Source organism: Agrobacterium sp. LEGMi-208b (assembly GCF_059511785.1).
The window spans coordinates 965,018-978,763 of the sequence record NZ_CM183446.1 but is presented as its reverse complement, the minus strand read 5'-3'; the positions used below and the strand labels follow the sequence as shown (position 1 = coordinate 978,763).

The window sequence follows — 13,746 nt, the reverse complement described above, 5'->3', positions numbered from 1 at the left end:
CACGGCAGGCGATGCGCAGTAGGGCCGGTATTTCCGCATCCACTCAGCGCAAAACAGGATAGTGAAATTGGGCAGGATTTATCGTGATTTTACGGAGCTTGTCGGCAATACGCCGCTGGTGGAGCTCGCCAGAATTCGTCAGAAATATGATCTTCCATCGAGAATTCTCGCCAAGATCGAGTATCTCAATCCCGCCGGCAGCGTAAAGGACCGGACGGCATGGGGCATCATCCGAGAGGCGGAGAGGACCGGTAGACTGAAGCCGGGCGATCTTCTTTTCGATCTCACCAGCGGCAATACGGGCATTGGAATTGCGGCGGTCGCGTCCGCGCGGGGATACCGTACGAAATTTTACCTTCGCAATACGATCAGCGAGGACAAGATCAATATTCTGCGGCAATTCGGATCGGAAATCGAATTGATCGGAAACGAGGAGTTGTTCCAGCCCGATGCGATCCATCGTATCATCGACCGGATCAAGGCTGAAAATCCTGGCGCCTTTTATACCGGGCAGCGATCCAATGACGCCAATCCGCAGGTGCATTTTGACACGACCGGACCGGAGATATGGCGCGATACCGACGGCGATATCGATATTCTGGTCGGCACGGTGGGTACGGGCGGCACTCTTTCCGGCGCGGGGCGTTTCCTGAAGGCGCAAAAACCGGAGATAAGGATCGTTGTTGCTGAGCCGACGCCCGAGTCCGTTCCTTCCCCTGAAAAGCCTGATGCACCCACGATTGAAGGTGTCCACAAGGTCACGGATGTGGAGGAAGGCACATTGCCGGAGACCTATAACAACGGGGTGGTGGACGAGATCGTTGCCGTGACCACCGAACAGGCGCGGCGCGCAGCGCTGACCGTTGCAAGAGAGGAAGGTTTCCTTGTCGGTACTTCGTCAGGTGCGGCTGTCGCGGTCGCAATCGAGCTTGCACGACGTGTCGAAAACAGGGCCAAGACGATTGTGGTGGTATTCCCGGACAGTGGTGAGCGTTATCTCTCGCTTTTTGATGCACCGATTGAAAACGTCGCTTCCACGGACCGAGATTTGTGATGCTGGCAGCGCTCAAGTCTGGGCATGAGCGCCGACCACCTGCACTTGAAATACTTTCGCGAGCGAAAAAAGCAGATCAATGCACCGCGAGACCGAGATTTCCCCGCAGCGTCTGCGTTCGATAATCTTTTCGATAGACGCCCCATTCCTGAAGATAGGGAATGACTTTGTCGACGAAGTCATCGAACCCGGTCGGTGTGAGATGTGGCGCAAACACAAAACCGTCGGCGGCATTCTCCTGAACGTATTGGTTGATCTGCCTTGCCACCGTTTCCGCTGTGCCGATAAAGTGCTGGCGTGCCGTTACCTTGATGATGAGTTGCCGGATGCTCAGTTTCTCCCGCTCGGCGATTTCCCGCCAGGCGCGGGCCGTTTCGAGCCGGTCGTCGATGCGGCTTGCGCGTCCCTGGGCAAGGGCGGGGGAGGAGACTTCGGGATCGATCTCCGGCAGGGGGCCGTCCGGATCATAAGAGGACAGATCTCGGTTCCACACCTGCTCCAGAAAAACGATCGCGTTTTTCGGGCTTACCTGCTGCAGACGAATGGCGCGTTGTCGCTCCTCTGCGTCTTCCTGGCTGTCACCGAGAACGAAAGCCGCGCCCGGCAATATTTTGAGGTCGTCAGCGGCGCGACCATATCTGGCAAGCCGCGCCTTGACATCCCGGTAGAAGGCCTGCCCGTCCTCAAGCGTGCCATGGCGGGAATAGATGACATCGGCATGGCCGGCTGCCAATTCGCGCCCGGTCTCGGAATCTCCAGCCTGCGCAATCACGGGTCCGCCCTGCGGTGAAGGCGGCAGATCGGAGCGGCCGGCAATATCGAAGTGCTTGGACTTGAAAGCGAAGTCGTTACCTTTCCAGATCGTCCGCGCTGCCTCGATGAATTCCTTTGCGCGCTCATAACGTTCGGCAAACGGCAGATGGTCGCCCCTGCGGAAATTCGCGCCGGTAAAGGCTCCCGGCGAGGTGACGACATTCCAGCCAGCCCGGCCGTTTGAAAGCACATCGAGCGTGGCAAGCTGACGGGCGAGCGGATAGGGTTCATTAAAGGTGGTGGTGAGTGTTCCGATCAGGCCAACATTACGGGTGACGGCTGCGAGCGCCGTCAGGATCGCCAGCGTGTTTGGTCGTCCCACGACATCCAGCTCGTGGAAACGGCCCTTTTGCTCGCGCACCCGAAGCCCTTCTGCGAGAAAGATAAAGTCCAGCTTGCCCCTTTCGACCGTCTCGGCAAAATGCCTGAAAGACGAAAACGCGATCTGGCTGCCGGCCGCCGGATCGCTCCAGACCGTAAAATTATTGACGCCCGGAAACTGGGCTCCGATGATGACTTGTTTTTTCGACATGATGTTATTTCCGATGGCGTTCAGGCGGCCGCAACGACGTAGCGGTTCGTGGCTGCAGGCAGGGAAAGACGTTCGCGCAGGGTCGATCCCTGCGATGCCTGCACAAGGCCGGCATTCCGAATTGCCGGCAGGACATGTTCCACCAGGGGGGCGAAGTCCCGTTCCGGTTCGTGGGGCAGGAAGCGGATGCCGTCCAGACCAGCGCTTGCCAACGCACGCGCCGCGGTGATCGCGACCTCCACATCTGCGGTCCATTGCGGGATCGTGTCTTTTCCAGCCCTGCCGGCTCCAAATCCGACATCGGCGAAAAGCCGCAGTTCCGGATGTCTCGATTTGATGTCTTTCACCAGCGATGAAAGCTCGCTGTCGCTTGCGCGCAAAAAGGCGAGGTCGATGGCGGAAGCCAGAGAGGCGCTGTTTTCTCGTTCGACGACGGCGGCTATGACGGGCTGGCCCTGTGGAGGCCGCGGTGTGATCGATGGGCCGAGGATGTTGAAATTCGCGCCCCGGAAATCGACATAGCGCAATTTTGCGCCGTCGATGAAGCGTTGGCTTTCCGGGTCGCGGATGACGGCACCATCTTCCCAGCTGTCCCAGAGCCGGCGGATAACGTCTATCGCTTCGTCGAAATCCCGTTCGAGCGCCCGACGGTTGTCCTCCGGATAGCCGTTAAGCTCGCCGGTCGCGCGTCTTGCCGCTGCCGCCCGGCCGCCCTCAAGCGGCTGCGCAAGGAGCCCGGCGCGACCTTCCGTGACGTAATCGAGTGTGGCGATGGCGGTCGATACATGGAAGGGTTCAAGGAAGTTGATCGGCGCGCCTGCAAGGATACCGGCGTGGCTCGTGCGGGCGCCGAGCCAGTTTGCGAATAATATGGCGTCGAGGCCATCACCCGTGGGGAGTGCAAAGCCGTCTTCGAGGGTGATGAGGTCGAAGCCTTCATCAAGTCGCTGGAGAAGGCTGTCCGGCTTGCTGTCCTGCACAAGCAGATTCTGCGAAGGGAGGCCGAGGTCTATGCCTAACTGAAAATTCGCTCCGAAAGTCATATCGCAGTCCCTACTGAAGTTTGAGCCTTGTGGCCGGAAAGCACATCCTGATACGATAATCCGTCGATGCCGGCCTCAACCCGTGCTGCGCCGTGTCCGGCAAACCGCGCGAGGATTTTCGCCTCCTGTCCTTCCTTCAATGCCTTCACGCGCAGCGTCGCCTCTTCGAAGGAGGCGGCCGGAGGATAGACCGGCGTGCTTCCTTTCTGCCCGGCCCTGGCGCCGATATGCTTTTCAAAAGGAAGCGAGCGATAGAGTTGCGGATCGGCGGCAGTGTCGAAAAGCGGGCGATATCCGAGGCTCAGGTAAAGTGCGACGGCTTCCGGCTGACGGAAGCCAGTCGAGAGATAGGTGCGGGTATAGCCGAGCGCCGCGGCGCTCTCTTCAAGCGCCGACATGATGGTGCGGGCAAGCCCCTGCCGCCGCAATGAAGGGTCTGTCCATATCCGCTTTATTTCTGCCGTTTCGTCGTCATGGCTCATGAAAGCGCCGCCGGCGATGGTCTTGCCATCCCGTTGCACCAGCAGGAGATCGCCCAGCGGCGGAGAATAGAGCCCTTCCGGATAACGGAATATCTCGCCGCGCGCGCCACCGGGGCGATCCCTTGTGCCGTATCGCCCGTCATATTCACTGATCAGGCCTTCGATGAGGGGTTGGGTTGAAGGGTGAAGTAGGGTGGAGTGGATGATGACATCGGGCATGGCTCGTCTCGCTTGGGCACGATAGCCGGCTGTCCGGACGGTGTTTACCAGGCGGGATTTTCGGACGCCTGCACCGGCCTCAGCCGCGGGCAGAAGCATGGCGCAGGGCAGACCGCTTTGGCGCGGCATGATCTTTTATTGTGCAATTGAATAAGGAAATATCGTTGCTCGATTATTTATAACACTAAAAATATAGATTTTATCAAATCAATGAGACGTTCCGCAGGGAGTATCGATGACCTTTGGTTTGAGTTTTCTCGACAAGAGCCCTATCCATCAGGATGAGAGTGCCACGGCGGCGCTGCAACGAACCGTGGCGCTTGCCCAAAAAGCAGAAGCGCACGGCTTCGTCCGCTTCTGGGTTGCCGAGCATCATAACTCGCCGAAACTGGCGAGCTCGTCTCCCGAGGTGTTGATCGGTTTCCTGTTGGCCCAGACCCAGCGGATCAATATCGGGTCCGGTGGTGTCATGCTGCAGCACTACAGTGCCTATAAGGTCGCCGAAAACTTCAAGCTGCTTTCCGCTCTTGCGCCCGACCGTGTGGATTTAGGCATCGGCAAGGCGCCGGGCGGACTTCCGCTGTCAACGCGTGCCCTTCAGGGTGCCTATGATCCGGCGCGCAAGCCCTCCTTCGAAAGGCAGCTCGAGGATCTCGACCGGTTTGTCCGTGACGAAAAGGCAAACAACGGGGATGAAGACAAGCTTGCAGCCTACCCCCTGCCGCCTTCGCCGCCAAACCGCTTCCTGCTTGGGGCGAGCCCGGAAAGTGCCCGGCTTGCCGGCAGGCTGGGATGGAACTTCGTTTATGCCGGCCACATCCATGGCAGTGAGTCCGCGATTTCCGAGGCGCTGAACGCGTTCAGGGAATCGGGCGGCAAATATGCGGCTCTGGCGGTCGCCGTGGTGGTTGCGGAAACCGACCAGGCCGCGGAGGCGCTTGCGGTCGAAGGCCGCCGTTTTCGTGTCGAGATCGAGGGCGGACAGGGTGTGAATGTCGGAAGTGAGGAGCAGGCGCTGGAATATGTCCGGCAGGCAGGCGGCACGCATTATCGCATCGAAGAGCGCAGCCCACTGATCCTTCGCGGCTCCCCTTCCACGGTCCGTGCCGAATTGCTTCGGCTTCATCAACATCACGGCATCGACGAGTTCATCGTGGAGTGCCCTGTTTCCGAAGGCGCACACCGCCTGAAGACGATCGAATATCTGGCCGCGGCCAACCGCGCACTCGCCGCGTGACGGCAGGCGTCGGGCACAGGGGATTGGATATGGTAACCAGACGTCATTTCATTCTGGCAACGAGTGCCGCAGCGATTTTTGCCAGCAGCCGGGTTGCTTTCGGTGCGGGCGACGCTACCCAGAAACCAACAAGCGGCGGTTTGCTGACCTGGGCTGTGGAGACCGAGCCGAGCACGCTCAATCCTCATCTCAACGGGCAGGCAAAGGCAAAGCTCATTCTGCGCAATGCCTATGAATCGCTTTTGGCCCGCACGCCTGATGGTGGTTATGCGCCATGGCTGGCCAGAAGCTATTCCATCTCGGAGGATGGCAAGCAGTATACGTTCGTCCTGCGTGACGACGTGACCTTCAGCGATGGCGAAAAGCTCAATGCCGCCGCGGTGGCGCTCAACTTCACCAAGCTGAACGAGCCGACCTATTCCGGCAGCATCAGCGCCGGTCATCTGTCCCATGTTACCGAAGCGCTGGCCGTGGACGAATACACGGTCGTCCTTAAGCTCCGGCGGGTCTATGCGCCTTTCCTCGACGGCGCTTCCGGGATTGAAATCCTGTCGCCGCGGGCTTTCTCCTCGCCGCAACTGAAATCCGGCGGCGTTGGTATCGCCGGCACCGGTCCGTTCGTTCTCGACCGCTACGTCAAGGGTCAGGAAATCCGCTTCGTCAAGAATCCCGGCTATAACTGGGCGCCGGCGACCGCCGGTCATCAGGGGCCAGCCTATCTGGACGAGGTGATCTATCGTTTCCTGCCGGAATCCGCCGTGCGCAGCGGCGCTCTGTCTTCCGGGCAGGTGCAGGTGATCGAGGGAATTCCGGGCAACGATGCCGGTCTGTTTCGGGATGATCCGGAGTTTTCCTATCAGACTGCCCTCAATACCGGCACACCCTATACGCTCTATCTGAACGTCAACCAACAGCCGACCGCCGATCTCAAAGTGCGCAAGGCGTTCCAGGCGGCGGTGGACGTGGACCAGATCCTGCAGGCGGTCTATCGCGGCGAACGTCAGCGCGCCTGGGGTATTCTTACCCCGGCGGATACCGATTTTTACGACAGGAGTATCGAAAAGGCCTACGGTTTCAACCCGAAGCTTGCCAACGACCTGCTCGACGAAGCCGGTTGGTCCGCTCGCGACGGCGATGGTTTCCGCGTGAAGGACGGCAAGCGATTGACGATCGAGGTCGTGCAGTCACAATCGACGGTGCGGGACCAGCGTGACATTCTTCTGCAGGCGGTGCAGGCGCAGGTTCGCCAGCATGCCGGGATCGATCTTGCCTTGCAGTATGTCGATGCAGGGACCTATTCCAGCCGTCAGAAAGACGGTCAGTACGGCATTATCCCGAACTCGACGACGACACAGGAAAACGGCGTCACCATCTATTTTCATTATCTCCCGCGCGACAAGGGTGGCTCGATCAATTACAGCCGCACCGAAGCACCGGAAATATCCGCCTGGCTCGACGAGGCCGCATCCACTCTCGATCAGCAAAAGCGGTTCGAAATCTACGCGAAATTGCAGCGCTATGCGATTTTGGAACAGGCGCTCGGCCTGCCGCTTTATGTGCCCGATGACCAGATCGCGGCCGCTGTCGCGGTCAAGGGCGTCGGCTTCAGACCTTTCAAACGCCTTCCCGACAACGCCTACGATATCTGGCTTCAGCAGAACGCTTGATCTGTCGGTCATTCATTTTTTTATGGAGTTTAAGCATGCTCAATCGCAGACAGTTCGTCATTGCTGGCACCGCGTTGCTGGCAATCTCTGCCTTCCCGGTCCTTTCCCTGGCGGAAGATGCCAAGCCGGTCAGTGGCGGCACATTGACCTGGGGTGTGGAGACCGAACCGGCGACGCTCAATCCGCAACTGAACGGCCAGGACAAGACCAAGCTTTTGCTGCGAAATGCCTATGAATCGTTGCTGGCGCGCACGGCGGACGGTGGATATGTACCCTGGCTCGCAACGGGCTACAGCATTTCCGAAGATGGCAGGACCTATACGTTCAAGTTGCGCGACGATGTTACCTTCACCGATGGCCAGAAACTCGACGCGCAGGCGGTCATCGCCAATTTCGAGAAACTCAAGGATCCCGCCTATTCCACCAGCGTCAGCGCCGGCCCGGTTTCACGCATAGCCGAGTTGAAGGCTGTCGATAGCCATACCGTATCCTTCACGCTGAAAGACATATACGCACCCTTCCTCGATTATGTCGCCGGCCTCGAAATCCTGTCGCCGGCTGCTTTTTCGTCGTCACAAATCAAGTCTGGCGGGCCGGAGGTTGCCGGAACCGGTCCTTTCATTCTCAAGCGTTATGTAAAAGGCCAGGAAATCCAGTTCGAAAAGAACCCGGCTTATAATTGGGCGCCAAAGACCGCCAAACATCAGGGTCCAGCCTATCTCGACCAGATAACCTACCGGTTCCTTCCGGAATCATCGGTAAGGACCGGTGCCCTGACGTCCGGACAGCTTGACGTGATCGAAGGGATTTCGGGCAACGACGCCGCTCTCTTCAAGGACAATGCGGACTTCACCTATCAGACGGCGCTCAATACCGGCACGCCATACTCGCTTTTCCTCAATGTCACCTGGGGTCCGACGCAGGATGTGAAGGTGCGCAAGGCGCTCCTCGCCTCGCTCGATATCGACAGGATTCTGCAGGCTGTTTATCGCGGCGAACGCACGCGCGCCTGGGGCATCACCTCGCCAATCGATCCGCAATTCTATGACAAGAGCATAGAGAAGACCTATGGCGCAGATGCAGCCCTGGCCAACAGGCTGCTGGATGAAGCCGGCTGGAGCGAAAAGGACGGGGAAGGCTTCCGCACCAAGGACGGCAAGCGGCTGACCATCGATGTCGTGCAGGCGCAGGCCACGGTGCGTGACCAGCGCGACGTTCTGCTGCAGGCGTTGCAGGCGCAGGCGCGGCAGGTGGCTGGTATCGATCTTGCCATCAACTATGTCGATGCCGGGACCTATACCGATCGCCGCAAGACCGGTCAGTTCGGGTCGATTGCCAATTCCAACACGCCGACGGATGCGATCGACATCGAATATCATTACCTGCCGCTTCAGAAGGGCGGCACCATCAACTACAGCCGGGCCGAGGCACCGGAGCTGGCGCAATGGCTGAACGAGGCGGCATCGACCCTCGACCAGAAAAAACGTTTCGAGATTTACGCGAAGCTGCAGCGTTTTGCGATCCTCGATCAGGCTTATGCCATTCCGCTCTATGAGCCCGAAGACCAGGTCGCCGCCGCAAGTTACGTGAAGGGCATCACCTTCCGGCCGTTCAAGCAATTGCCGGAAAATGCCTATGACCTATGGCGCAGCGAGTAACTTGCCCGGCTGCTGAAACAACAACGAAGGGTGGACGCCATGACCGCTGACAACGTGACATCGCTGGGCCAGGTGCCGGCGTCCCTTTTCCGTCGTGGACGCCTCCGGCGACGAAGCGGCCTGCCGCTTCAGGTTCTCGGGCGCATCGGCTCAGGCATACTCGTGCTGTGGGCGGCGGTGACGCTGAGTTTCATCAGCATCCAGCTTGCGCCCGGCGATATTGTCAGCCTGCTGATCGGCGAACAGATCCGCACACCCGAAATCGAGGCGGCCATCCGTGCCGAGTGGGGACTGGATCAGTCCATTTTCGAGCAATATCTCGCTTATCTGACGCGATTGCTGCACGGCGATTTCGGGCGTTCCTATATCCTGCAGACCGATATATCGAACCTCGTTGCAACGCAGATGTTGCCGACACTGAAGCTGACCGCCGCGGCTCTTGCGGTTGCGATCGTCTTTGCGGTTGCGAGCGCCGTTTTCACCGCCGGCAAACCCGTCTCGCGCAGCATTGCGGGCGGTCTTGAACTGACGCTGATCTCCACGCCGACATTCTGGCTGGGTATCCTGCTGCTTTACGTTTTTTCTTTTACGTTCAAGATTTTCCCGGTCTCCGGAGACCGAAACCTTTCGGCGCTGGTGCTTCCGGCCTTGTCGCTGGGCCTGTCGCTTGGGGCCGTCCTCGGCCAGGTGCTGCGGGAAGGTCTGGAGCGCGCGCTTGAGGAACCTTTCGCGCTGACCGTTCGTAGCTGGGGCGCCAGCAATCTTGTCCTCAGGCTGCGTCACGGTCTGCGCCATGCCGCGCTGCCGACCGTGACCCTCGCCGGCTGGCTGGTCGGTAATCTCCTCTCCGGTGCCGTCATCACGGAAGCGGTGTTCGGACGCCCCGGGCTCGGGCGGATCACGGTTGATGCCGTTCTTTCGCACGATATGCCGGTCGTGCTGGCGGTCGCCATCCTGTCTGCACTGATCTATGTGGCGATGAGCACCCTGGTGGACATTCTTTATCTGCTGCTCGATCCCAGATTGCGCAATGAGGGCGGGAGGGCGGGGTCGTGAGCATTTCCCACGAGGCGTCGCTCTCCGCAACCGGCCGTCTGCGGCAGGTCGTATCGGCGCTGCTTGCAAGGCCGGGGCTGACGCTTCCATCGCTGTTCTTGCTTCTCGTGGCGACAGCGACCATCTGGCCGCATTTTGTGACTGCCGCCGATCCCTTGCTGGCGGACCCGTTGCAGGCGCAACTGCCGCCGTCGATCGAACATTGGTTCGGGACTGATCATCTGGGCCGCGATGTCTTTTCGCGGGTGGTCTATGGCGCACGCTATTCGATCCTGATCGGGATCAGCGCCATCGCCATCGCCGCGCTGGCCGGTTCCTTTCTCGGGCTTGTCGCCGGTCTGGCACGCGGTGCGGTCGACGAACTCATATCGCGGTTTCTCGATGTCGTATCGTCGTTTCCGGATCTGCTGCTGGCGCTGGTGCTGATCTCCTTTACCGGGCCGGGAACCGTCAATCTGATCTTCGCGCTCGGCGTTGCCTCCGTCCCGCGTTTTGCCCGGGTCGTGCGCGCGCAGACCTTCGTCATTGCGAGAAGCGGTTATGTTGAGCAGGCGAAAACCTTTGGCCTCAGCCGCTTCACCCTGGTCGCCCGGCACGTTCTGCCACACGCGATAGCGCAGGTTCCCATCCTGGCGACGATCGGCCTCGGCTCGACCATCATTCAGGCGGCGGGCCTCAGCTTTCTGGGCATGGGGCCGCAGCCGCCGACACCCGAATGGGGCGCAATGCTGGCGGAGGCGCGCAATTATCTGCGTGTGGCGTGGTGGATCGGCATCTGGCCGGGCCTTGCCATCACGCTCACCGTCATCGCCATCAGCATTCTTGGAAAACGCTGGCAGCTCGCATTTGAAGGCAGGAGACAGGCATGACGCCGCTGGTGGAAGTGCGCAATCTGAAGATCGGTTTTCCGCGCGGGGATGGTGAGAATGCCGTTGTGCACGGGATCAATCTCACCATTCACCGCGGCGAGACTGTCGCGCTTGTCGGGGAATCCGGTTCGGGAAAATCGGTCACGGCCCGCTCCTTGATCGGGCTTGCCGGACATACCGCCAAGGTGACCGCGGACAGATTCGAGATAGCAGGAGAAAATGTGCTCGGCCATCGCGAAGGCGACTGGCGACGTCTTCGCGGGCGGAAGATTGGCTTCGTCTTGCAGGATGCGCTGGTCTCGCTCGATCCGCTGCGCCGTATTTCGCAGCAGCTTTCGGATGCTGCAGGTCGCCGGACACTGTTTGCCCTGGCCCCGGTTGATTTCGACAGTCACGCGCTGTTGCAATCGGTCGGCATTCCCGATCCCGTTCGGAGGTTGCGTCAATATCCGCATCAGCTCTCGGGCGGATTGCGGCAGCGCGCCCTGATCGCAACGGCGATCGCCAGAAACCCGTCGCTGCTGATAGCCGATGAGCCGACCACTGCGCTCGATGCGACGGTGCAGAAGCAGATACTCGACCTCCTGGCCGAACGCCGGAAAGCCGGGCACACCCTGCTGTTGATCAGCCATGATCTGGCGGTGGTTTCGCGCCTTGCCGACCGGGTTCTCGTGATGAATGAAGGTCGTATCGTCGAGGAGGGGGCAACGCAAGAGTTGCTGCGCCAGCCGAAACATCCCTATACGCGTCAACTCCTCGATGCCGTGCCATCGGCCGGATCGAAGGGATATCGGCTTTCGGCAGCGGTGCCGCTGCCGGTTGACGGCGGCGAAACGCCCATTTCGCAACGTGTGCCGCTGCCGCCCCGGACCGTTCATCCGGGCAAGCACGTGCTTTCCGTGCACAATCTCGTCAAGCACTATGGCGGGCCGGAAAATGCGCCTGTCGTCAACGATGTATCCTTCGATCTTTCTGCAGGGGAAGCACTCGGTATCGTGGGCGAATCCGGTTCCGGAAAAACCACCGTGGCCAAAATGGTTCTGGGGCTTGTTGAACCCGAACATGGCGAGGTTTTTATCGAGGGGCAGCCATGGAGCAATATTGCCGAGAGCCTGCGCAAATCCCGTCGCAGCAGCATGCAGCTGATTGCCCAGGATGCCTTCAGTTCGTTTGATCCGCGTTATACGGTCGAAAAGATCGTTGGCGAGAGCCTCGATGTCACTGGCCTTCGCGGTGCCGAGCGCCGGGATCGTGTGCTGGAGGTTCTCGAAGCCGTCCGGCTGGGCGGCGACTTTCTCACCCGTTATCCCCGCGAGCTTTCCGGTGGCCAGCGCCAGCGTGTGGCCATTGCCAGAGCGTTCGCCCCGCGCCCGCGCCTTCTGGTCGCCGACGAGCCGGTGAGCGCGCTCGACGTTTCCGTCCAGGCCCAGGTTCTCGATCTTCTCGCGGAACTCCAGGCGGCCTCCGGCACGTCGCTGCTGTTCATCTCCCATGATCTCGGCGTTGTGCGCCACCTGACGGACCGGGTGCTCGTGATGAAGGACGGCAGGATCGTCGAAAGCGGCGAGGTTGGCGAGGTATTCTCCGCTCCCCGGCACGGCTACACGCGAAAACTGATCGATGCCGTTCCCGCGCTTGCATAAATCCGCCGGCTGTCCACCAGCCGGCAAAAAACACGACGTGATATTGAAGAGGAAACGATCATGGCGCTTACCCGCCCCCGACGTCTGAAAACGCTCACCGGTGCCAGCAGCGTGATTGCGGCATCGAACGACCCCACTGCAACGACCGGTATCAAACGCGCCGTTGAGCTGGCGAAAAAGGCCGAAGCCGAGAAAATCACCGGGCTGTTCACCGCCGACCTTCTCCATATCGATCCCGCCGGACTGGCTGGCACGGCCGGCATTCAGGAACCGATCGTGACCTTGTCGGCGCTCAGTCAGGCGACGTCGCGGATCGGTTTGATTGCGACGATCTCCACCACGTTCCACCATCCCTTTAATCTTGCGCGCCAGATCGGCACGCTGGACCATCTCAGCGGCGGCCGAGCCGGTTGGAACGCGGTTACCTCTTCGGTCGGCGAGGAGAATTTCGGTGAGCTACTGCCGAGCCCGGAGGAACGTTATGAGCGCGCGGCCGAGTTCATCGAAATCGTCAACGCCCTTTACGATGCCAATGAGCGGGATGCGGCCCAGCGCAAAGCCTCCGGCGCGGTTGCTGTGGATCCCGCCAAATTCCACCCGATCGACTATAAGGGACGATATTTCAGCGTGCAGGGACCGCTCAATGTACCGCCGCTGCCACAGGGCCGGGCCGTGCTGTTTCAGGCCGGCCAGTCGGAAGCGGGGGTTACCGTTGGCGCCCGTTACGCCGAGGTTGTCTACACGTCGCAGCCGCGTTTCGAAGATGCCGTCACCTTCGCGACAGAACTGCGCCGCCGCGCAACGGCTTTCGGCCGTGCCGGCGGCCTGCCTTTCATCATGAATTCCTTCCATTCGGTCATCGGCGAGTCGGATGCGGATGTCGCGCGTCGGCTGAAGGAAAAGCACGAGCGCATCGACTATGAGCAAGGTCGCCTCAAACTCGCAGATATGCTGGGCGGCGACATCGACCTGTCCGGGTTGCCGCTCGATCAGCCTCTGCCGGATACACTGCTGCCCGACGTGACAAGCATCAACCGCCGGCGCGGTCGGGTGGAAGTTTTCCGCCGTTACGCCAAACAGGGTCTGTCATTGCGGGAGCTTATTATTCAGGCCCAGGAAACGGGGCACTGGTCGGTGGCGGGCACGCCTGAAAAACTCGCCGACGCTATTGAAGAACGCTATCGGGCGGAAATTCTCGACGTGCTCTCCCTTCACGGATTTGGCAATCCCGAGCAGGAAGACCTACTGGTCAACGGACTTCTGCCGGAACTGCGCCGCCGTGCCATAATCGATACGGATTATGTGGGCGACGACTTCCGCGCCAATCTGCAGCTTCCGGCGTTTTCACTCTCGGGTGAGTTGGCCGGGACGCGCATCGCTTAGGTACGAACGGCAAATCGTGAGGCGGCGCTATCAGCCATTGAGGCGCGGTCTAGAAACCGGACACGAATGATATCAAATAGCTCTGGGGCC

General features: G+C 60.1%; 11 protein-coding genes. 8 read left to right on the top strand and 3 right to left on the bottom strand.

Features of this window, described 5'->3' with window-relative positions; translation table 11 throughout:
- Positions 1-61: 61 nt before the first annotated feature.
- Positions 62-1,054 (top strand): PLP-dependent cysteine synthase family protein, encoded by a 993-nt coding sequence (locus AC5YUO_RS19165; RefSeq protein WP_496156373.1) that lies wholly within the window; start codon positions 62-64, stop codon positions 1,052-1,054.
- A gap of 76 nt (positions 1,055-1,130) precedes the next feature.
- On the opposite strand, the gene AC5YUO_RS19160 is transcribed toward AC5YUO_RS19165, so the two are convergent.
- Genes AC5YUO_RS19160 through AC5YUO_RS19150 form a run of 3 tightly spaced genes read right to left on the bottom strand, consistent with a single transcriptional unit; the run spans position 1,131 to position 4,143 of the window.
- Entirely contained in the window at positions 1,131-2,399 is a 1,269-nt protein-coding gene (locus AC5YUO_RS19160; RefSeq protein ID WP_496156372.1) for an LLM class flavin-dependent oxidoreductase, read from the bottom strand.
- A 20-nt stretch (positions 2,400-2,419) separates the two neighbouring features.
- Positions 2,420-3,442: an LLM class flavin-dependent oxidoreductase gene (locus tag AC5YUO_RS19155; protein WP_496156371.1), complete on the bottom strand. Its 1,023-nt coding sequence runs from the start codon at positions 3,440-3,442 to the stop codon at positions 2,420-2,422.
- Positions 3,439-4,143, bottom strand: a complete 705-nt coding sequence (locus AC5YUO_RS19150) for a GNAT family N-acetyltransferase (protein WP_496156370.1) — start codon at positions 4,141-4,143, stop codon at positions 3,439-3,441. The genes AC5YUO_RS19155 and AC5YUO_RS19150 overlap by 4 nt, the downstream gene beginning before the upstream one ends.
- A gap of 235 nt (positions 4,144-4,378) precedes the next feature.
- Here AC5YUO_RS19150 and AC5YUO_RS19145 point away from each other — a divergent pair, with 235 nt between their 5' ends.
- From AC5YUO_RS19145 to AC5YUO_RS19115, 7 genes are read left to right on the top strand one after another with little or no spacing between them, the layout of a single operon-like run.
- The gene (locus AC5YUO_RS19145; protein WP_496156369.1) at positions 4,379-5,380 is read left to right on the top strand and encodes an MsnO8 family LLM class oxidoreductase; all 1,002 of its coding nucleotides are present in this window, start codon (positions 4,379-4,381) and stop codon (positions 5,378-5,380) included.
- A gap of 29 nt (positions 5,381-5,409) precedes the next feature.
- The gene (locus tag AC5YUO_RS19140; RefSeq protein ID WP_496156368.1) at positions 5,410-7,047 is read left to right on the top strand and encodes an ABC transporter substrate-binding protein; all 1,638 of its coding nucleotides are present in this window, start codon (positions 5,410-5,412) and stop codon (positions 7,045-7,047) included.
- A 35-nt stretch (positions 7,048-7,082) separates the two neighbouring features.
- Entirely contained in the window at positions 7,083-8,705 is a 1,623-nt protein-coding gene (locus tag AC5YUO_RS19135) for an ABC transporter substrate-binding protein (protein WP_496156367.1), read from the top strand.
- 39 nt (positions 8,706-8,744) lie between these two features.
- On the top strand, positions 8,745-9,761 hold the full coding sequence (locus AC5YUO_RS19130; RefSeq protein WP_496156366.1) for an ABC transporter permease: 1,017 nt from the start codon (positions 8,745-8,747) through the stop codon (positions 9,759-9,761).
- A gap of 38 nt (positions 9,762-9,799) precedes the next feature.
- Positions 9,800-10,630 carry an ABC transporter permease gene (locus tag AC5YUO_RS19125; RefSeq protein WP_496156521.1) on the top strand — a complete coding sequence of 277 codons (831 nt, stop codon included), beginning with the start codon at positions 9,800-9,802 and terminating at the stop codon, positions 10,628-10,630.
- The gene (locus AC5YUO_RS19120; protein WP_496156365.1) at positions 10,627-12,273 is read left to right on the top strand and encodes a dipeptide ABC transporter ATP-binding protein; all 1,647 of its coding nucleotides are present in this window, start codon (positions 10,627-10,629) and stop codon (positions 12,271-12,273) included. Before AC5YUO_RS19125 ends, AC5YUO_RS19120 begins: the two co-directional genes overlap by 4 nt.
- A 60-nt stretch (positions 12,274-12,333) precedes the next feature.
- Positions 12,334-13,656: an NtaA/DmoA family FMN-dependent monooxygenase gene (locus AC5YUO_RS19115; RefSeq protein WP_496156364.1), complete on the top strand. Its 1,323-nt coding sequence runs from the start codon at positions 12,334-12,336 to the stop codon at positions 13,654-13,656.
- The last annotated feature ends 90 nt before the right edge of the window (positions 13,657-13,746 follow it).